General features: G+C 69.6%; 20 protein-coding genes. 13 read left to right on the top strand and 7 right to left on the bottom strand.

The features are described 5' to 3' along the window. The first annotated feature begins 13 nt into the window (after positions 1 to 13). A complete protein-coding gene (locus EW117_RS24650; RefSeq protein ID WP_129789384.1) occupies positions 14 to 1,396 on the top strand; it encodes a dipeptidase in 1,383 nt (460 codons plus the stop codon). Positions 1,397 to 1,479: 83 nt separating this feature from the next. On the opposite strand, the gene EW117_RS24655 is transcribed toward EW117_RS24650, so the two are convergent. From EW117_RS24655 to nadA, 3 genes are all read right to left on the bottom strand, one after another. Beyond that, a complete protein-coding gene (locus EW117_RS24655) occupies positions 1,480 to 2,019 on the bottom strand; it encodes an acyl-CoA thioesterase (protein WP_165362853.1) in 540 nt (179 codons plus the stop codon). 102 nt (positions 2,020 to 2,121) lie between these two features. Continuing rightward, positions 2,122 to 2,712, bottom strand: a complete 591-nt coding sequence (locus EW117_RS24660) for a DJ-1/PfpI family protein (protein ID WP_129789385.1) — start codon at positions 2,710 to 2,712, stop codon at positions 2,122 to 2,124. A 14-nt stretch (positions 2,713 to 2,726) separates the two neighbouring features. Continuing rightward, positions 2,727 to 3,941: a quinolinate synthase NadA gene (gene nadA / locus EW117_RS24665; protein WP_207212035.1), complete on the bottom strand. Its 1,215-nt coding sequence runs from the start codon at positions 3,939 to 3,941 to the stop codon at positions 2,727 to 2,729. Positions 3,942 to 3,990: 49 nt separating this feature from the next. On the opposite strand from nadA, the gene EW117_RS24670 reads away from it, so the two are divergent. Both EW117_RS24670 and erpA read left to right on the top strand, forming a co-directional pair. Continuing rightward, positions 3,991 to 4,569 (top strand): hypothetical protein, encoded by a 579-nt coding sequence (locus EW117_RS24670; protein ID WP_129789386.1) that lies wholly within the window; start codon positions 3,991 to 3,993, stop codon positions 4,567 to 4,569. 139 nt (positions 4,570 to 4,708) lie between these two features. Further along, positions 4,709 to 5,062, top strand: a complete 354-nt coding sequence (gene erpA, locus EW117_RS24675) for an iron-sulfur cluster insertion protein ErpA (RefSeq protein WP_020014294.1) — start codon at positions 4,709 to 4,711, stop codon at positions 5,060 to 5,062. Between the two features lie 88 nt (positions 5,063 to 5,150). Here erpA and EW117_RS24680 read toward each other — a convergent pair whose 3' ends face one another. Both EW117_RS24680 and EW117_RS24685 read right to left on the bottom strand, forming a co-directional pair. Beyond that, positions 5,151 to 5,384, bottom strand: coding sequence for a sulfurtransferase TusA family protein (locus EW117_RS24680; RefSeq protein ID WP_129789387.1), 234 nt, complete (start codon positions 5,382 to 5,384; stop codon positions 5,151 to 5,153). A gap of 1 nt (position 5,385) precedes the next feature. Next, entirely contained in the window at positions 5,386 to 6,534 is a 1,149-nt protein-coding gene (locus EW117_RS24685) for a cysteine desulfurase family protein (RefSeq protein WP_242504532.1), read from the bottom strand. A gap of 341 nt (positions 6,535 to 6,875) precedes the next feature. On the opposite strand from EW117_RS24685, the gene ctaC reads away from it, so the two are divergent. The 4 genes from ctaC (at position 6,876) to EW117_RS24705 (ending at position 11,122) form a co-directional block, all read left to right on the top strand. Beyond that, positions 6,876 to 7,790, top strand: coding sequence for an aa3-type cytochrome oxidase subunit II (gene ctaC, locus EW117_RS24690; RefSeq protein ID WP_165362854.1), 915 nt, complete (start codon positions 6,876 to 6,878; stop codon positions 7,788 to 7,790). Next, positions 7,790 to 9,607: an aa3-type cytochrome oxidase subunit I gene (gene ctaD, locus EW117_RS24695; protein WP_129789389.1), complete on the top strand. Its 1,818-nt coding sequence runs from the start codon at positions 7,790 to 7,792 to the stop codon at positions 9,605 to 9,607. The genes ctaC and ctaD overlap by 1 nt, the downstream gene beginning before the upstream one ends. Beyond that, entirely contained in the window at positions 9,604 to 10,005 is a 402-nt protein-coding gene (locus EW117_RS24700) for a cytochrome c oxidase subunit 4 (RefSeq protein WP_129789390.1), read from the top strand. Before ctaD ends, EW117_RS24700 begins: the two co-directional genes overlap by 4 nt. A gap of 274 nt (positions 10,006 to 10,279) precedes the next feature. Beyond that, positions 10,280 to 11,122, top strand: coding sequence for an SCO4651 family lipoprotein (locus tag EW117_RS24705; RefSeq protein ID WP_165362855.1), 843 nt, complete (start codon positions 10,280 to 10,282; stop codon positions 11,120 to 11,122). Positions 11,123 to 11,203: 81 nt separating this feature from the next. Here the strand turns inward: EW117_RS24705 and trpD are convergent, their stop codons facing one another. Both trpD and EW117_RS24715 read right to left on the bottom strand, forming a co-directional pair. Beyond that, complete coding sequence (trpD, locus tag EW117_RS24710; protein ID WP_129789392.1) at positions 11,204 to 12,259, bottom strand: anthranilate phosphoribosyltransferase; 1,056 nt, start codon at positions 12,257 to 12,259, stop codon at positions 11,204 to 11,206. Further along, on the bottom strand, positions 12,256 to 12,705 hold the full coding sequence (locus EW117_RS24715; protein ID WP_422891554.1) for a response regulator: 450 nt from the start codon (positions 12,703 to 12,705) through the stop codon (positions 12,256 to 12,258). The genes trpD and EW117_RS24715 overlap by 4 nt, the downstream gene beginning before the upstream one ends. A 187-nt stretch (positions 12,706 to 12,892) precedes the next feature. Between EW117_RS24715 and ctaE the strand changes: the two genes are divergently transcribed. The 6 genes from ctaE to qcrB (EW117_RS24745) all read left to right on the top strand — a co-directional run bounded on the left by ctaE (position 12,893) and on the right by qcrB (EW117_RS24745) (position 19,883). Then, complete coding sequence (gene ctaE / locus EW117_RS24720) at positions 12,893 to 13,546, top strand: aa3-type cytochrome oxidase subunit III (RefSeq protein ID WP_129789394.1); 654 nt, start codon at positions 12,893 to 12,895, stop codon at positions 13,544 to 13,546. 108 nt (positions 13,547 to 13,654) lie between these two features. Further along, positions 13,655 to 14,434, top strand: coding sequence for a cytochrome bc1 complex diheme cytochrome c subunit (gene qcrC / locus EW117_RS24725; protein ID WP_129789395.1), 780 nt, complete (start codon positions 13,655 to 13,657; stop codon positions 14,432 to 14,434). Further along, the gene (gene qcrA / locus EW117_RS24730; protein ID WP_129789396.1) at positions 14,431 to 15,501 is read left to right on the top strand and encodes a cytochrome bc1 complex Rieske iron-sulfur subunit; all 1,071 of its coding nucleotides are present in this window, start codon (positions 14,431 to 14,433) and stop codon (positions 15,499 to 15,501) included. The genes qcrC and qcrA overlap by 4 nt, the downstream gene beginning before the upstream one ends. Beyond that, positions 15,498 to 17,210: a cytochrome bc1 complex cytochrome b subunit gene (gene qcrB / locus EW117_RS24735; RefSeq protein WP_129789397.1), complete on the top strand. Its 1,713-nt coding sequence runs from the start codon at positions 15,498 to 15,500 to the stop codon at positions 17,208 to 17,210. The genes qcrA and qcrB (EW117_RS24735) overlap by 4 nt, the downstream gene beginning before the upstream one ends. A gap of 165 nt (positions 17,211 to 17,375) precedes the next feature. After that, complete coding sequence (locus EW117_RS24740; protein WP_129789398.1) at positions 17,376 to 18,005, top strand: superoxide dismutase; 630 nt, start codon at positions 17,376 to 17,378, stop codon at positions 18,003 to 18,005. Between the two features lie 198 nt (positions 18,006 to 18,203). Beyond that, on the top strand, positions 18,204 to 19,883 hold the full coding sequence (gene qcrB / locus EW117_RS24745; RefSeq protein ID WP_129789399.1) for a cytochrome bc1 complex cytochrome b subunit: 1,680 nt from the start codon (positions 18,204 to 18,206) through the stop codon (positions 19,881 to 19,883). The last annotated feature ends 20 nt before the right edge of the window (positions 19,884 to 19,903 follow it).

Genomic DNA, 19,903 nt, shown 5'->3' on the forward strand with positions numbered 1-19,903 from the left:
TTAACGTGGTGCGGTGACCACCGAGACAACCGCGGCCCTCCGCGCCCGCGTCGCCGAGCTGTTCCCCGCCCTGCAGGCCGACCTCGAAGCGCTGGTGCGCATCCCGAGCGTCTCGGCCGCCGCGTTCGACCAGGCACATGTCGCGGCCAGCGCGGCAGCCACCGAACAGCTCCTGCGCGACGCCGGCCTGCCCGACGTCCAGATCCTGTCCGCCCTGCGACCCGACGGCACATCGGGCGCCCCTGCCGTCGTCGCGCGCAGGCCCGCGCCCGAGGGCGCGCCGACCGTGCTCCTGTACGCGCACCACGACGTGCAGCCGCCGGGCGACCCGGCGACCTGGGACACCGCCGACCCGTTCGAGCCCACCCAGGTGGGGGAGCGCCTCTTCGGCCGTGGCGCGGCCGACGACAAGGCGGGCATCGTGGCCCACCTCGGCGCCCTGCGCACGCTCGGCCTGCCGGACGGCGCTGACCTGCCCGTCGGCGTCACGGTCTTCCTCGAGGGCGAGGAGGAGTCGGGGTCGCCGTCGTTCCGCGCATTCCTGGAGGCGCACCGCGACCTGCTCGCGGCCGACGTCATCGTCGTCGCCGACTCGACGAACTGGAAGGTGGGCGTCCCGGCGCTCACGACGTCGCTGCGCGGCCTGGTCGACGGCGAGGTCGAGCTGCGGGCGCTGGAGCACGCCGTGCACTCGGGCCAGTTCGGCGGCCCGGTGCTGGACGCCGTCACCCTGATGTCGCGCCTGGTGGCGACGTTCCACGACGAGGCGGGCGACGTGGCGATCGAGGGCCTGGTCACCGCGCCCGAGCCGCAGGTCGACTACGACGAGGCGGCGCTACGCGCGGATTCCTCGCTGCTCGACGGCGTGGCGCTCGCCGGAACTGGCACCGTCTCCGGGCGGCTGTGGGCCAAGCCCGCGCTCTCGGTGATCGGCATGGACGTGACCTCCGTGGCCGCGGCGTCGAACACGATCGCGCCGAGCTGCACCGCGAAGATCTCGCTTCGCCTCGCCCCGGGCCAGGACCCGGCTGCGGCCGACGCGGCGCTGTCCGCGCACGTGGCGAAGCACGCGCCGTTCGGGGCGCAGGTCACGTGGCGCTCCGGTGAGGCGGGCAAGGCGTTCCTCGCGCCCGGCGACACGGCGGCGATGCGGGCGGCGCGCGCGGCGTTCACCGAGGCGTGGGGCGCCGCGCCGGTCGACATCGGCGTGGGCGGGTCCATCCCGTTCATCGCCGACCTGCTCGAGGTCTTCCCGGACGCCGCGATCCTCGTGACCGGCGTCGAGGACCCGGACTCGCGGGCGCACGGCGCCAACGAGTCGGTGCACCTGGGCGAGCTGCAGAAGGTGGTCCTGGCCGAGGCCCTGCTGCTGACGAAGATCGGCGAGGGCCTCTGACCCTTTCCCTTGTTGTGGGCGTGATCGTTGCGCCTAAACCGGGCAGGTACTCGCAACGATCACGCCCACAACAAACTGGTGGGCTACGCGGGGGTCGGGCGCGGGGCTACGTCCAGCGCGCGGGCCCAGGCCGCGACGTCGTCGGGGAGCTCGGGGGAGGGAAGGTCCTCTCCGGTCGCGTCCCGGACCACGTCGGACGGCGCGATCCGGTTGCCCTTGCGGTCGAGGAACCGGCTGGCCACGATCCCGCGGGCGCACAGCTTCTCGCCCCGGGTGAACACCTGCTCCAGGTAGAAGACGCGCTCGTCCCAGCCCAGGATCCGGGTGGTGATCTCGAACTGGTCGAACAGCTGTAGGGACCGGCGGTACTTCATGGTCGACGCCGCGACCACCGGGGCCCATCCCTTCTTGCGGGCGGTCGGGAACATGCCGAGGTCGGCGATCTGGTTGTTCCGGGCAACGTCCATCATCTGCAGGTACGTGCCGTTGTTGACGTGCAGGTACGAGTCGAGGTCGAGGGGACCGACGCGCATCCGGGTGACCGACGGGTCGAGCAGGGTCTGTCCAGGGCGGGCTTTGCGAGGGAAGAGTCCGGACATTGCGAGCTGGAGCATGCGAGCCATGCCTCGAAGGTTATACCGAGACCCGTAGTATCAGGTACCAATGTCGACCCGACGATCCGACGGCGCGCGCGGCCCCGCCGGACGCCCGGGGAGGCCCGGCGATCAGCCTTCCACGTGCTGGATCTCGAACCGCACGGACCGGGCCACCGCCGGCGTCTCCAGCCGTTCCACCAGGTGCAGCGCCATGTCGATCCCGGCGGCGACGCCCGCCGAGGTGACCACGTCGCCGTCGTCGACGTACCGCGCCTCGGTGTCCACGAGGATGCTCGGGTCCAGCTCGGCGAGCTCGTCGTAGTGGTTGTGGTGCGTGGTCGCCGGTCGCCCGGCGAGCAGGCCGGCGGCCGCCAGGGGCATGGCGCCCGTGCAGACGCTCGCGATGATCGGGGTCTGCTTGCGGATCTGGCGCAGCCACTCCAGATGGCCGGCCTGGGCGAGCAGGGGCCGGGTACCCAGCCCGCCCGGATAGACCAGGACGTGCAGCGGCCCGACGTCGTCCGCGCCGTGCGCGGGCAGGATCCGCAGCCCCTTCGCGAGCCGGACGCCGGACCCGTCCCACGAGAACGTGCTCACCGACGGCCGCAGCTGCGAGTGGGAGCCCCACTCCGCGAACACCTCGAAGGGCCCGACGACGTCGAGCTCCTCCGCCCCGTCGAAGACGAAGATCCCGATGCGCAGCCCGCCGTTGCCGCTCATGTGGTCAGCCTGGGTCAGATGCCTGGCAGGGCGAGCATCTGGTCGAGCGCCACGCGCGCCCAGTGGGCGTCGTCGGCGTCCACGACTATCCGGTTCACCATGCGTCCCTCGACCAGCGACTCCATGGCCCACACGAGGTGGGGCAGGTCGATGCGGTTCATGGTGGAGCAGAAGCACACCGTCGAGTCGAGGTAGTGCACGTTCTTGTCCGGGTGCGCCTTGGCGACCCGGCGCACGAGGTTCAGCTCGGTGCCGATCGCCCACGAGGACCCGGGCTCGGCCGCGTCCAGCTGCTTGATGATGTACTCCGTCGAACCCACGTAGTCGGCCGCCGTGACGACCTCGTGCTTGCACTCGGGGTGGACCATCACGTTGACGCCCGGCACCGCGGCGCGGATGTCGGTGACGTTCTGCTCCGAGAAGCGCCCGTGCACCGAGCAGTGGCCGCGCCACAGGATCATCCGGGCGTCACGCAGCTCCTGGTCCGTGAGCCCGCCGTTGGGCTTACGGGGGTCGAAAACCACGCACTCGTCCAGGGACATCGCGAGCTCGAGCACCGCGGTGTTCCGGCCGAGGTGCTGGTCGGGCAGGAACAGCACCTTTCCGGTGCCGTCGACGCCACCCACCTGGTCGAACGCCCAGCGCAGCGCGACCTCCGCGTTCGAGGAGGTGCACACGGTGCCGCCGTGCCGCCCCGTGAACGCCTTGATGGCGGCCGACGAGTTCATGTACGTGACGGGGATGGTCGAGTCCGCGATGCCGACGTCCTGCAGCACCGCCCAGGCCTCCTCGACCTGGCCGATCGCCGCCATGTCCGCCATGGAGCAGCCGGCCGCGAGGTCGGGCAGTACCACCTGCTGCTCGTCCGAGGTGAGGATGTCCGCGCTCTCGGCCATGAAGTGCACGCCGCAGAACAGGATGAACTCGGCCTCGGGGCGGGCCGCGGCCTCGCGCGCGAGCTTGAAGGAGTCGCCGGTGACGTCGGCGAAGTCGATGACCTCGTCGCGCTGGTAGTGGTGCCCCAGCACGAAAGCCCGGCTGCCCAGGGCGGCCCGCGCCGCGCGAGCCCGTTCGACGAGGTTCGGGTCGCTCGGTGCCGGCAGCTCGCCCGTACACTCCACGCCGCGCTCGGAGGCCAGGTCACGGCCCTGGCCGAGCAGCAGCAGCGGGGAGGAGGCGGGCTCTGAGAAGCCGGGGTTTTCAGCCAGCAGGGTGCTCACGGTCACCATCATGACACGCGGTGGTGACACGAAGTCAGGACGGTGCCACGATGCCTGGGTGCACGTGCTGCTGCTTGCCGAGACCCTGCCCGACGCCGAGCGACTCGCCTCCGCGTGGCGCGCCGCCGCGCCGCACACGGCCACCGAGGCGCGTGCGGTCCGGTTGCCGGGCGGCGGAGGAGGGCTCGGGGCGGCCGGGTCGCCGGCCGCCACCGCACCGGCACACGGAACGGCCGGCGGGGGAGTACTCCTGGCCGGGGCGGCGATCCCGGTGGGCCGGCCGGACGCCGTCGGGCCGCAGGACGTGGGGCCCGCCCATCCCGGCCCGAGCGCGCCCGGCCCGGCGCCGTCCGCCCTGCCCCGGGCCGAAGGCGCCGCGCTCACGGCGGCCGCCGAGCGCGCCGACGTCGTAGTGGCGTACGTCACGCGGCTCGACGGCGACGGGCTGCACCGCGGGGTCGTGGTGGAGGCGGCCGCGGCGGCCGCGCCGCACGCCGTCCCCGTGGTCGTGGTGACCCGGCGCAGCGAGGTGAGCAGGCGCGAGTGGTCGACGGCGGGCCTCAGCGGCGTGCACGAGGTGGCCGACGGCGACGTCGCACGCGTGGCCCGGACGTGGACCCCGGCCTGGACACGCTGACAACGGACAGGTGGTTGCCCACGCGGTTCGTGGGCGTACGATCGAAAAAGACCGGCACACGGGAACAGACGGACTAGCCGATGGGTTGGCACCGCTGAGACATCGACTACCGGTATGTCGAACACGATCGGGAGATGACATGACCGACACGACCACGGACATCGCCACCCACGGCGTCAACGTCACCGACGTCGCCGCGGGCAAGGTCCGTAGCCTGCTCGAGCAGGAGGGCCGCGACGACCTGCGGCTCCGCGTCGCGGTGCAGCCTGGCGGCTGCTCCGGGCTGATCTACCAGCTGTACTTCGACGAGCGTGTGCTCGACGGGGACGCGCTGCGTGACTACGACGGCGTCGAGGTCGTCGTGGACAAGATGAGCGTGCCGTACCTCGAGGGTGCCACCATCGACTTCAAGGACACCATCGAGCAGCAGGGCTTCACGATCGACAACCCGAACGCAGGCAGTGCGTGTGCCTGCGGCGGGTCGTTCTCCTGATCGAGGTTCTCTGCACGGCGAACGGGCCGGTCACCTTCGGGTGGCCGGCCCTTCCGCTGTCCTTGGTTGCCCACAACCAAGCCTCGGGTTAGCCGAGGCGGACCGTGACTGCCCAGCCGGTCCAGTCGTCCGTGTGCTCCCGGGTCGTGACGTGCTCGTGCCCGCGCATCCGGCACCACGCGGGCACGTCGAGCTTGACGGCGGGGTCGGTCGACAGCACCGTCAGCTCCGTGCCGGCAGGCAGGCCCTTGGCGGACTCCGCGAGCCGGATCACGGGCAGGGGGCACCGCAGCCCCCGGGCATCCACCTGTGTTTCCGCCACGTCAGAGGCCACCCACTCCCAGCATCTCCCGCACCCGGGCGACGGCGTCGGGCAGCACCTCGCAGAACCGGTCCACCTCGTCCGCGGTCGTGGCCCGGTCCAGGGCGATCCGCACGTTGCCGTGCGTGAGCACGCCCATCGCCGCCAGTACGTGCGAGGGCTCCAGCGTGCTCGCGGTGCATGCCGAGCCCGACCCGACGGCGAACCCGTGCCGGTCCAGCTCCGTCACGAGAGCCTCGCCATCCACATAGAGGAACGAGAACGTCGCGACGTGCGGCAGCCGGTCGTCCGGGTCGCCGACCACCTCGACGTCCGGGATGCGCGCCACTTGCGCGCGCAACCGGTCGACGAGCGCCCGGCGCCGGGCCTCCTGTTCGGCACGGTCCGCCTCGACCGCCTGCAGCGCCACGGCGGCGGCGAACGCGAGCGGGACGCTCACGCCGCCGGGCGCCCAAGGGTCCTCGTCCTCGGGCCCGACGGCGGCCGTGCGGACCCGTTGCCGGACGGCGAGCACACCGACGCCGGCGGGGCCGCCCCAGTCGGCCGGGTCGGCCGCCAGGAGGTCCCAGTCCTGGGGCACCGCCACGTGGCCGACGCTCGCCCCGGCGTCGACCAGGAGGGGGACGCCCGCGGCGCGGGCGGCTTCGTGCACCGCCTCGACGGGCTGGACCGTGCCCACCTCGCCGTTCGCGTGCTGGAGCGCGGCCAGCGCCACGCCGGGCGCCCGGACGGCGGAGACCATCGCGTCGGCGTCCACCCGCCCGAGCCGGTCGGCCGGGACGGTGCTCAGCTCACCGGCGGCGCGGGCCGCGTGCAGCACCGCGGCGCGTTCGACGGCGCTCGCGACGACGGTGCCGCCGGCCCGGCGCCGGGCGGCGGCGGCCGACGCGACCGCAGAGTGCAGCGATGCCGTGTGGCTCGGCGTGAGGTGGACCTCCTGCGTCCGGGCGCCGAGCACCGCGGCGACGGCCTCGCGGGCGCCGTCGAGCAGCCGGACGGCGCGGCGGCCCTCGGCGTGCAGCCGGCGCGGGTCGGCCCAGCCGTCGGCCAGGGCCTGTTCGAAGGCCTGCCGGGCGAGCGGGTGCCATGGGGCACGCCCGCCGTTGTCGAGATGCACCCGGTCGGGGGTGCCGGGGGTGGCGTGGCTCACACGTCCTCCTGGTGCTGTGTCCTGGCCGGCGACGTTCCCGGCCGGTGCCCGATCACGCCTCGGCGGGCGGCGTACGGCGTGCTATGGGCGTCCTCCTCCTGATCCTCGCACCCGTGGGGCATCACCCGCTGCCGCGAACGTTCTGACACGACCTGGGTACGTGTCCTGAACAGCGTCGACGGTTGCCGAAGGTGCGGAGTGCGTCACGTCCCGAGGGGCACCGTCCGGGCATCATCAGGCCCCGGGGCGCGCTAGGCTGCATCCCATCGAGGACGAAGGTTCTGCGTGGAGCTCGGGAGGAAACCGGTGCGACGCGCCGGACGAGACGTGAAAGGCCTCCCTTGCACTCGAAGCCACCTACCCGCACCCGGCGGGCCATCCTGCGTGCGTCGGCTCTTGCCGTCGCAGTCGCAGTGCTGGCCACCGGCTGCGCAAGTGAATCCGTCCAGCGCGGATACCTGCCCGGCTACAGCGACGGGGAGGTGACTAACCAGACCGCGCGCATCACCGATCTTTGGGTGGGCTCGTGGATCGCTGCCCTGCTGGTGGGCATCGTGACGTGGGGCCTGATCCTGTGGTGCATCGCGGCGTACCGGAAGCGCAAGGACGACCACCAGCTCCCGGTCCAGACGCGCTACCACCTGCCGCTCGAGCTGATGTACACGGCCGTGCCGCTGATCATGGTGCTGGTGCTGTTCTGGTACACCGACCGCGACGTGACCGAGATCCAGACCGTCGACGGCACCGCCACCGAGCACATCCAGGTGGTCGGCAAGCAGTGGAGCTGGGACTTCAACTACCTCGACGCCGACGTCTACGACTTCGGTGAGCACGAGGCCGACCCCGGCAGCGTGACGGCGGAGGACGAGCTCGACGGCGCCACCGGTACCTCGACGTCCTTCCCGACGCTCTACCTGCCGGTGAACGAGACCGTGGAGTTCACGCTCGACTCGCGCGACGTCATCCACTCCTTCTGGATCCCCGCGTTCCTGTACAAGCAGGACATGATCCCGCAGCGGACCAACACGTTCCAGGTGACGCCGACCCGCGAGGGCACGTACGCCGGCAAGTGCGCCGAGCTCTGCGGTGAGTTCCACTCCGGCATGCTCTTCAACGTGAAGGTCGTCTCGGCGGAGGAGTACGACGCCCACATGGCAGACCTCCGCGCCAAGGGCCAGACCGGCGCGCTGGGCATGGACCTCGCCCGGACTCCCGGAGTGGTCGAGACGATCGAGGAAGAGGAGGCTGGGCACTGATGGCCGCAGCAACCACGACCGAGCTGATCCCGGGCCTGGCGCCCGGACGACAGACGCTCGGCCGGACCGTCATCAAGTGGATCACCTCCACTGACCACAAGACGATCGGGTACCTGTACCTGATCACGTCGTTCATCTTCTTCTGCATCGGCGGCCTGATGGCCCTGCTGATCCGTGCGGAGCTCTTCGAGCCGGGCATCCAGCTCGTGCAGAGCAAGGAGCAGTACAACCAGCTGTTCACGATGCACGGCACCGTGATGCTGCTGCTGTTCGCGACCCCGCTCTTCGCCGGCTTCGCGAACGTGATCATGCCGCTGCAGATCGGCGCGCCCGACGTCGCGTTCCCCCGCCTGAACATGTTCGCCTACTGGCTGTTCCTGTTCGGCGGCCTCATCACGACCGCCGGGTTCCTGACCCCGCAGGGCGCCGCCTCGTTCGGCTGGTTCGCCTACGCGCCGTTGTCGACGACCACCTACAGTCCAGGGCTAGGTGGAGACCTCTGGGTGTTCGGCCTCGCCCTGGCGGGTTTCGGCACGATCCTGGGTGCGGTCAACTTCATCACGACGATCATCACTATGCGCGCTCCGGGCATGACCATGTTCCGGATGCCGATCTTCACGTGGAACACGCTGATCACCAGCCTGCTGGTCCTCATGGCGTTCCCGCCCCTGGCGGCCGCCCTGTTCGCGCTGGGCGCGGACCGGCGCCTCGACGCGCAGATCTTCAACCCGGAGAACGGCGGCGCCATCCTCTGGCAGCACCTGTTCTGGTTCTTCGGGCACCCCGAGGTGTACATCATCGCGCTGCCGTTCTTCGGCATCGTGTCCGAGGTCCTGCCGGTGTTCAGCCGCAAGCCGATCTTCGGCTACACGGGCCTCGTGTACGCGACCATCGCGATCGCTGCGCTGTCGGTGACGGTGTGGGCGCACCACATGTACGTGACCGGCGCGGTCATGCTGCCGTTCTTCGCGTTCATGACGATGCTGATCGCTGTGCCGACCGGTGTGAAGTTCTTCAACTGGATAGGCACCCTGTGGCGAGGGAAGCTCACGTTCGAGACGCCGATGCTCTGGTCCATCGGCTTCCTGGTGACGTTCCTCTTCGGTGGCCTGACGGGCATCATCCTGTCGAGCCCGGCGCTGGACTTCCAGCTGTCCGACTCATACTTCGTGGTGGCGCACTTCCACTACGTGGTGTTCGGCACCGTGGTGTTCGCGATGTTCGCGGGCTTCTACTTCTGGTGGCCGAAGATGACCGGTCGCATGCTGTCGGAGCGCCTGGGCAAGCTGCACTTCTGGATGCTCTTTGTCGGCTTCCACACCACGTTCCTCATCCAGCACTGGCTGGGTGTCGAGGGCATGCCGCGCCGGTACGCGGACTACATGCCCCAGGAGGGCTTCACCTGGGAGAACCAGGTCTCCACGGTCGGCGCGTTCATCCTCGCGGCGTCCACCCTGCCGTTCCTCTGGAACGTCTACATCACCTGGCGCAAGGCGCCCATGGTCACGGTCGACGACCCGTGGGGCTACGGCCGCTCCCTCGAGTGGGCCACGTCCTGCCCGCCGCCCCGGCACAACTTCGCCTCGCTCCCGCGGATCCGCTCGGAGTCGCCGGCGTTCGACCTGCACCACCCCGAGGTCGTCGCCATGGAGCGTCCGGAGTACAACCGCGGTGTGCTCGACAACATCTACGGTGAGGCCGACCGGCGCGGTCAGGACACGCAGGCGCGCAAGCGCGCCGCGGACGACGACGGCGGCGCTCCGGAGCAGAGCAGCACGACGATCGTGGACACGCCGGACGAGGGGACCAGCAAGTGAAGATCGAGACCCGGCTGTTCCTCTGGGGGACGCCCATCTTCGTCGGGGCCGGCATCGTCTACGGCTTCATGACGGACTGGACCGAGCCCGTCGGCTACCTTGGCATGCCGCTGGTCGGCGGGCTGGTGGCGATGATCGGCGCGTACCTGGCCCTGACGGCCCGGCGCATCGACGCCCGCCCCGAGGACGACCCGAACGGCAACATCGAGGACGCCGCCGGCGACCAGGGCGTCTACGCGCCCTGGAGCTGGTGGCCGCTGGCGATCGCGAGCGCGGCCGCGATCTCGTTCCTCGGCCTGGCCGTGGGCTGGTGGGTGCTCTACATCGGCTTCTGCGTGGCGGTCATCGCGCTGGTCGGCTGGGTGTTCGAGTACTCGCGAGGCATCCACTCGCACTGATCCGCTTTCGCCGAGGTAGAACTGTGGCGAGGTAGGACTGTGGCGAGGTAGGACTGTGGCCGGAGCGCTGATCAGCGCTCCGGCCCCAGTCCTACCTCGGCGGATCTTGCTCAGCGGTCCGTCCGGTGCGGTCGTTTCACCCGCCGTTTCACCCGCTGACCAGGGAGTTCGACGTCCGGTCCGTGATGAGATCGAACGTCCGCTGACCGGTCCCCGGGCGCATGGTGTGCGCCGGCCGGAAGGGGGCAGGAAGGCGACAGTGCGCTACTCGAAGATGGCAGCTCTGACGACGGCGGGCGTGCTCGCCCTGGGCCTGACCAGCTGCGGAGCGACCTCCGGTGATTCCGGCGCGACGTCCGACGCCTCGGCGTCGGCGTCGGTGGAGGCCCCGGTCGAGCTCACCCAGGCCTCGTTCGTCGAGGAGCTGGCCGCGGCGCAGAGCGAGGCCGCTACGGTCCACATGACCATGACGTACTCCGGGAAGGGGGCCGAGGCCGCCGGCCTGGCCGGGGCACCCCTCGAAGCCGACGTCGACATCTCCGACCCGGAGAACCCGGCGATGGCGATGCAGATGGACCTGGAGGGTGAGGCCACGGACATGATCCTGGCCGACGGCGACTTCTACATGAGCATGGGCGAGTCGACCTCCGGCAAGTTCCTCAGCCTCGCCGAAGCGGGCGAGAGCGACAACCCGATGGCGGCTCTCTTCCAGGGGATGGGCGACGTCATGCAGAGCAGCCTCAAGGACATGGACCCGGCAGCACAGCTCCAGGGCATGGACGGCGCCATTACGTCCTTCGAGAAGACCGGCACCGAAGCCGTCGACGGCGTGGAGACCGACGTCTACACGATCCTCGTGGACGCGACGAAGATGACCGGCCCGCAGGTCGATGACCTCCCGGAGGACGCTCTCGCGGAGGTCGGCGAGATGGAGATCGTCTATTACGTGGACGAGGACGACCTGGCGCGCAAGCTGGAGCTCACGATGGGCTCCGGCGCCGAGGAGCTGGTCATGAGCAGCATGTTCTCCGGATGGGGCGAGCCCGTGGACGTCGCGGCGCCGACCGGGGACCAGCTCATCACCCTGGACGAGATGATGGCGGACGTCGCCGGCTGACGTCCACCCGACTCGGTCGGACCGCGGCTCAGCAGGACCGCGGTCCAACCGGGCCGCGGTCCGACCGGAGCCACGGCCCGGCTACTTCGCGGCCTCGGCCCAGCGGTCCAGCGTGGCCTGCGCCGCACCCGAGTCCACGGCCTGCGCCGCGAGCTCGATCCCGGCGGTGAGGCGCTCCACGAGCGTCCCGGAGCCAGCTCCGGTGCCGGGCAGCGTGCCGTCGGCCACGAGGCCCGACGCCGCGTTGAGCAGCACGGTCTCGCGGACCGGCCCGCCCTCGCCGGCGAAGACCGCGCGGGCGACCCGCGCGTTGTAGGCGGCGTCCTGGCCGCGCAGGTCCTCGACCTTGATGCGCGTGAGGCCCAGGTCGGCGGCGGGATCGAGGCGGTGCTCGGTGACCGTGCCGTCCGCCACCTCCCACACGGTGGCGCCCGCGGTCGCGGCGAGCTCGTCAAGGCCCTCGTCGCCGCGGAACACGAGCGCGGACTTGCCGCGCTCGGCGAACACGCCCGCCATCAGCGGCGCCATCCGGGCGTCGGCACAGCCGACGGCGGCCGCGCGCGGCTGGGCCGGGTTGGTGAGCGGGCCAAGGAAGTTGAACGCCGTCGGCACGCCCAGCTCCTTGCGGGCCACGCCGGCGTGCCGCATCGACGGGTGGAACACCATCGCGAAGCAGAAGGTGATGCCCGCCTCGCGGGCGATCTGCGCCACGCGCTCGGGGGTGTGGTCCAGGCGGATGCCGAGTTCTTCGAGCACGTCAGCGCTGCCCGACGACGACGAGGCCGCCCGGTTGCCGTGCTTCACCACGCGCAGGCCCGTGCCCGCGATGACCACCGACGCCATCGTGGAGATGTTCACGGTGTGGGCGCGGTCGCCGCCGGTACCGACGATGTCCACGGACGGGCCGGGCACGTCGATGTGCGTGGCGTGCTTGACCATCGAGTCCGTGAGGCCGGCGAGCTCGTCGACGGTCTCACCCTTGGCGCGCAGCGCCACGAGGAATCCGGCGAGCTGCACGGGTGAGACCTCGCCGGTCATCACCCGGTCCATCGCCCAGGTGGCTTCCTCCTGGCTCAGGTCGGTGCCGGTCATCAGCCCGGCGAGCAGGCCGGACCACGTGAGGGCTTCGAGGCTCACGCGGTACCCGCCCCGGCTGCGAGCAGCTTCGCGACAGCCTCCTGGACCTTGATGGCGTCGAGCGGGCGGGAGACCACGCCGTCGGCCAGGGACCAGGACGCGAGCCACGTGTCCTCGGGGCGACCCGTGAGGATGAGCACCGGCGGGCACTCGTAGATCTCGTTCTTGAGCTGACGGCACAGGCCCATGCCGCCGGTCTGGTCGGCCTCGCCGTCGAGGACGAGCAGGTCCCACGTCTCCTTGTCGGCCTTCTCCACCACGGCGGCGGGGGTCGCGGCCTCGGTCCACTCGATGTCGGGCGCACCCGCCCTCAGGCGCGGGCCGACGGCGAGGCGAACCTGCTCGCGCACCGTGCGGTCGTCGCTGTACAGCAGGACTCGCGGGCTCGACGTCACTCCACCAAGCTCCATACCGTTCGCACCCGCGCTGGTCACATCGGTCGTCATGCCGGTCATGCCCCGATCGTGGCACAGTCGCCGCCCGGACGGCAGATTTGTCCGCGGCCTTTTCATGGCACTCTGCCGAATCGCGTCAGCAAGAGACGCCGCAGGTAGGGCGTTGAAAGGACTTTGTGAGATTCGACGCGAGCGTCTCCGGCCCTTCGGCGTTCGGGACACTCGAACGTCGGCCATAATGGCTCTCGTGTCGACCGCAACGGCTGCAGCCACCCCTACGCACCAGCACGTGACAGTCAATCGTCCGAACCCGGTCTCGGTCGGGACGATTGTCTGGCTCGCGAGCGAGCTCATGTTCTTCGCCGCGCTCTTCGCGATGTACTTCACGGTCAGGCAGACGATGCCTGCCGAGGAGTGGGCGCTGCAGGCGGACAAGCTGAACATCACCTTCTCGACGATCAACACGATCGTCCTGGTGCTGTCCTCCTTCACCTGCCAGTGGGCGGTCTTCAAGGCGGAGCAGTTCAAGCCGGCGCGCTCCGGCAAGCTCTACCAGTTCTGGACCTGGGGCATGCACGAGTGGCTCACGATGACGTACCTGATGGGCGCGTTCTTCATCGGCGGCCAGATCTTCGAGTACACCGAGCTGGTCCACCAGGGCCTGACGATCTCGTCCAGCGCGTACGGCTCGGTCTTCTACATGACCACCGGCTTCCACGGCCTGCACGTGACCGGCGGCCTGATCGCATTCCTCTTCGTGCTCGGCCGCTCGTTCGCCGCCAAGCGCTTCGGTCACCACGAGGCCACCACCACGATCGTCACGTCCTACTACTGGCACTTCGTCGACGTGGTGTGGATCGCGCTGTTCGCGGTGATCTACCTGCTGCAGTGACACGCGTGGCGCCCAAGCCCCCGGGCCTGCGTGCACCGTGGCCACGTGCGGTGGCATAGGTTCATGACACAGAAGCTCAAACACTCACAGCGAGACGAGGACATTTTCGTGAAGGCACTCGCCGCCCGCAGGCACCACCGGTTGGCGCCGGTCGTGCTCCTGCTGCTGGCGCTGCTGACCACGGGCGGCATCTATGCCGCCCTGGCTCCGAGCACGGCTAAGGCCGAGACCGTCAGCACCGCGGACATCGAGACCGGTAAGAAGCTGTTCCAGGCCAACTGCGCGACCTGTCACGGTCCGGACGCGGAGGGTACCGACGGCGTGCCGTCCCTGGTGGGCGTCGGCGCTGCCGCCGTCGACTTCCAGGTGTCGACCGGTCGTATGCCGATGCAGATGACCGGTCCCCAGGCGCAGGCAAAGCCAGCGCAGTTCAACGAGGAGCAGACGGCGGCACTGGCCGGGTACGTCGCCTCGCTGGGTGCCGGCCCTGCGATCCCCACGGACGAGCAGGTGGACCCGGCGCTGGGTGACGCCTCCAACGGCATGGCCCTGTTCCGCACCAACTGCGCCATGTGCCACAACGCCGTGGGTGCGGGCGGCGCGCTCTCCGAGGGCAAGTTCGCCCCCGCCCTGTGGGAGACGTCGCCGCGGAACATCTACCAGGCGATGCTCACCGGCCCGCAGTCCATGCCGGTGTTCAACGACGCGAACATCACGCCGGACGAGAAGCGCGACATCGTCTCGTTCCTCGTCGAGCAGCGCGAGGGTTCGGCCGGCGGTAACGCGCTCGGCGCCCTCGGCCCGGTGTCCGAAGGCCTGTGGGCCTTCGCGATCGGCCTCGGCCTGCTCATCGGCGCAGCAGTGTGGATCGGAGCAAAGTCCTCGTGAGCGAGAACCAGAACCCCCCAGCCGACACCTCGCGCGAGGTGACGGTCGCCCCTGAGGCAGGCACCGTCGTCGGGCCCGCCGAGCGGTTCACGGACCCGGGCGTCCCGGAGCACAAGCACCGGCTCACCGACACGGACCCGCGGGCGGCCAAGCGCGCCGAGCGGACGGTGACGTTCCTGTTCGTCCTGTCGGTGCTCGGCACCATCGGCTCGATCGTCGCCTACATCATGGTCCCGCCGGACGGCACGACGTCGGGTGTCCGCCTGTCGACCCTGCTGCTCGGTCTCGGCCTCGCCGTGTCGCTGCTCGGCATCGGCGTCGCCGGCATCCACTGGGCCAAGTCGCTCATGGGTGACCGCGAGATGGTCCAGGAGCGGCACCCGCTCGCGTCGTCGGACGAGACCCGCGCGGACGCGGTCAGGGACCTCAACGACGGCCTCCAGGACTCGGGCGTCGTCGGACGCCGGGGCGTGCTCAAGGGTGCGTTCTTCGGCGCCCTGGCGCTCTTCCCGCTGGCCATCGCGGTGCCGCTGATCGGCTCCGTGGGCGGCGACTGGAACATCTCGAAGTTCAAGCACACGATGTGGAAGAACGGCACGCGCCTCGCGATCGACCCGTCGGGCCGCCCGATCAAGGCCTCCGACGTCACCGTGGGCTCCGTGTTCCACGTCATCCCGGAGACCACCGAGGAGTTCCGCGAGACCCACGAGTGGATCACGGAGAAGTCCAAGGCAGTCGTCCTGATGGTGCGCCTGAACCCGGAGGACCTCCGGACCGACCAGTCGCCCGAGGGCGAGACCTGGTCCCACGAGGGCATCGTCGCCTACTCGAAGATCTGCACGCACGTGGGCTGCCCGGTGGCGCTCTACGAGCAGCAGACCCACCACCTCCTGTGCCCGTGCCACCAGTCGACGTTCGACATCGCCGACAGCGCGAAGGTCGTCTTCGGTCCGGCCAACCGCCGGCTGCCGCAGCTGCCGATCACGGTCGACGACGAGGGCTACCTCGTGGCGCAGGACGACTTCGCCGAGCCCATCGGCCCGAGCTTCTGGGAGCGCCTGAAGTGAGCACCGCGACCCACGACACCAAGCGCGAGGCACCGGCCGAGCCGACGACGCCCGTCGGCAAGGCGGCCGACTACCTCGACCAGCGCACGACCATCGGCGTGCTGGTCAAGGAGTTCGCGCGCAAGGTCTTCCCGGACCACTGGTCCTTCATGCTGGGCGAGATCGCCCTGTTCTCGTTCGTCGTCCTGATCGCCTCGGGCTTCTTCCTGACGATGTTCTTCGAGCCGTCGATGGCGCTCACCACCTACGAGGGTGAGCACCCGGCCAACATGCACGGGCAGCTCATGTCCGTCGCGTTCTCCTCGACCCTCGAGATGTCGTTCGAGGTGCGCGGCGGTCTGCTCATGCGGCAGATCCACCACTGGTCGGCCCTGATCTTCATGGCCTCGATCGTGGTGCACATGATGCGCGTGTTCTTCACCGGCGCGTTCCGCAAGCCGCGTGAGATCAACTGGATCGTCGGCATCCTGCTGATGATCCTGGGCCTGGGGGCCGGCTTCACCGGCTACTCGCTGCCCGACGACGTCCTGAGCGGCAACGGTCTGCGCATCACCGACGGCGTGGTCAAGTCGATCCCGCTGATCGGCTCGCCCCTTTCGTACTTCATCTTCGGCGGCGAGTTCCCGGGCCACCACATCGTGCCCCGCCTGTTCACCCTGCACATCTTCGTGATCCCGGGCCTCCTGCTGGCCCTGATCGCGCTGCACCTGTTCCTGATGGTGCTGCAGAAGCACACCCAGTACCCGGGCGGTGGCCGCACGGACAAGAACGTGGTGGGCTACCCCGCGGCGCCGGTGTACGTGGCCAAGATGACGGGCAACTTCTTCATCATCGCCGGCGTGCTGACCCTGATGGGCGCCACGATGTCGATCAACAACGTGTGGAACTACGGCCCGTTCGACCCGTCGCCGGTGTCCGCCGGTGCACAACCGGACTGGTACATGCTGTTCCTGGAGGGCTCGCTGCGCCTGATGCCCGGGCAGGGCACGGAGTGGGTCATCTTCGGCTACACATTGCCGCTGAACGTCCTGGTCCCGGCCGTGGTCATCCCGGGCATCCTGTTCACGTTCCTGATCGTGTACCCGTTCCTCGAGGCGCGGGTCACGGGCGACAAGCGTGAGCACCACGTGCTGGACCGGCCGCGCAACAAGCCGGCACGCACCGGCCTGGGCGTCGGATTCCTGGCGGCGTTCATCATCCTGGCGCTGGCCGGGTCGAACGACCTCATCGCGACGCACTTCGGGTTGTCGATCAACTCGATCACGTGGGTGTTCCGCATCCTGTTCTTCGTCGGGCCGGTGTTCGCGTACTACATCACCAAGCGGATCTGCCTCGGCCTGCAGCGCAAGGACCGCGAGCTGGTGCTGCACGGCCACGAGTCGGGCCGCATCGTGCGCTTCGCCAACGGCGAGTACATCGAGGTGCACACCCCGCTCGACGAGCAGGAGCGGTGGCTGCGGGTCAACTACGAGGCTCCGGCCCCGCTGGAGATCGCCCCGAAGACGGATGCCCGCGGTGTGAAGCGCAAGGGTTACGCCTCCGACAAGCGCTGGCAGGGCCTGTCCCGGTTCTTCTACGAGGACCGTGTGGCGCCCGTCAGCCCGGCGGAGGTCGAGGCCGCGCACTCGCACGGCGAGCACGACCAGCTCGACGGATCCGAGCGCCAGGCCGTCGAGGCCGGTGCCGGATCCACCTCGCGGGAGCACTGAGCAACCTGCGACACCAAGCGATGGCCTGTGTCTCCCGGTCCGCGACTGCGGCCGGGGACACGGGCCATTGCCGTCCCGGCGGGCACCACACCGGCGCACGACCAGGACGGCGTCTTCCCCCGCGCACCGTCCGGTGTGCGGACCGATCCTGGAGGTACCTCAGCAATGGCTGTTTACACGCTCCCTGACCTCACCTACGACTACGCCGCGCTCGAGCCGCACATCTCGGGCAAGATCATGGAGCTGCACCACTCCAAGCACCACGCGACGTACGTCAAGGGCGCGAACACTGCCCTGGAGCAGCTCGAGGAGGCCCGCGAGTCGGGCAACCTGGCAAACGTCAACAAGATCGAGAAGGACCTCGCGTTCAACCTCGGCGGTCACATCAACCACTCGATCTTCTGGACGAACATGGCGCCCGAGGCCGGCGGCGAGCCGACCGGTGACATCGCCGCGGCGATCGACGAGCACTTCGGCTCGTTCGATAAGTTCAAGGCGCACTTCACGGCCGTTGCCGCCGGTGTGCAGGGTTCCGGCTGGGCCGTCCTGGCCTGGGACTCGATCGGTCAGAAGCTGGTCGTCGTGCAGCTGTTCGACCAGCAGGGCAACATCCCCTTCGCGCTCACCCCGGTCCTCATGCTGGACTGCTGGGAGCACGCCTACTACATCGACTACCTGAACGTGCGCCCGGACTACATCAAGGCGTGGTGGAACCTGGTGTCCTGGAGCAACGTCTCCGAGCGCCTGGGGCGGGCCAAGACGCAGACCGCGGGCCTCGTCGTCCCGTCGGCCTGACCGGCTGACCGCTCGACCGGCTGACCACCGGACCGGATCCGGTGCACTGCGGGGAACATTCCCGGGGTGCACCGGATCTGTCGTGTCACGGATCGCCCGGCTATTTCGTCGTCATGGGTGGAAAGCAGCGCCCGGCTCGGTGTCTACTGGGTAGGCAGGGACCGATAGGCGCGTATCTCCTACCTCAGGGGTGATGACGTGGCAAAGCCGCAGCGTCCGACCACCGCGATCGGCAAGACCGCCGACTATCTGGACCAGCGCACCTCCATCGGCGTGCTGGTCAAGGAGTTCGCGCGCAAGGTCTTCCCGGACCACTGGTCCTTCATGCTGGGCGAGATCGCCCTGTTCTCGTTCGTCGTCCTGGTCGCCTCCGGGTTCTTCCTGACGATGTTCTTCGAGCCGTCGATGGCGCTGGTGCGTTACGAGGGCGAGCACCCGGCGTCCATGCATGGCCAGCTGATGTCGGCGGCGTTCGCCTCGACCGTGGAGATGTCGTTCGAGGTCCGCGGTGGTCTGCTGATGCGGCAGATCCACCACTGGTCGGCCCTGATCTTCGTCGGCTCGATCGTGGTGCACATGTTCCGGATCTTCTTCACGGGCGCGTTCCGCAAGCCGCGCGAGCTCAACTGGATCGTCGGCCTGACCATGCTGATCCTGGCGCTGGCCGCCGGCTTCTCCGGCTACTCACTGCCGGACGACGTCCTGTCCGGCAACGGCCTGCGCATCATCGACGGCGTGGTGAAGTCGATCCCGGTGATCGGCTCGTTCATGTCGTTCATCGTCTTCGGCGCTGAGTTCCCGGGCGGGCACATCATCCCGCGGCTGTTCACCCTGCACATCTTCGTGATCCCCGCTCTGCTGATCTTGCTGATCGGGCTGCACCTGTTCCTGATGGTGCTGCAGAAGCACACCCAGTACCCCGGGGCCGGCCGCACCGACAAGAACGTCGTGGGCTACCCGGCGGCGCCGGTGTACGTCGCCAAGATGACGGGTAACTTCTTCATCATCGCCGGGGTGCTGACCCTGATGGGTGCGACGATGTCGATCAACAACGTGTGGAACTACGGGCCGTACGACCCGTCGCCGGTCTCGGCGGGCACGCAGCCGGACTGGTACATCCTGTTCGTCGACGGCGCGCTACGCCTCATGCCGGGGCCGGGCTGGGAGTGGGTCATCGGTGGGTTCACACTGAGCATGAACCTGCTGATCCCGGCGGTGATCGTGCCGGGCATCCTATTCACGCTCCTGTTCGCGTGGCCGTTCCTCGAGGCCCGCGTCACCGGGGACCACCGTGAGCACCACGTGCTCGACCGCCCGCGCAACCGGCCGGTGCGCACGGGTGTGGGTGTCGCGCTGCTCGTCGCCTTCATCGTCTGTGCCCTGGCCGCCACGAACGACCTCATCGCCACCCACTTCTCGCTCGACATCTTCGTGATCACCTGGGCGTTGCGCGTGCTGTTCTTCGTCGGCCCGGTGTTCGCGTTCTGGGTGACCAAACGTGTGTGCCTGGGGCTGCAGCGCAAGGACCGCGAGCTCGTGCTGCACGGGCACGAGTCGGGCCGCATCGTGCGCTTCGCGAACGGCGAGTACATCGAGGTGCACGCTCCGCTCGAGGAGGAGGAGCGCTGGCTGCGCGTCAACTACGACTCACCCGTCCCGCTGGAGATCCAGCCCGCCATGGACGCGCGCGGCGTCCGGCGCAAGGGCTACAAGTCCGACCGGCGCTGGCAGAGGCTGTCCCAGTTCTTCTACGAGGACCGGGTCGCGCCCGTCACGCCCGCCGAGCTCGAGGCCGCACACTCCCACGCGCAGCACGACGAGATCGAGGCGAAGGAGCCGACCGGCGCCGGCGCCGCAGGAGGGCGGCGGAAGCGCTAGCGCCAGGTCAGTCGTCGGAT

It is taken from the genome of Promicromonospora panici (assembly GCF_900608595.1).
Taxonomy (GTDB): Bacteria; Actinomycetota; Actinomycetes; order Actinomycetales; family Cellulomonadaceae; genus Promicromonospora; species Promicromonospora panici.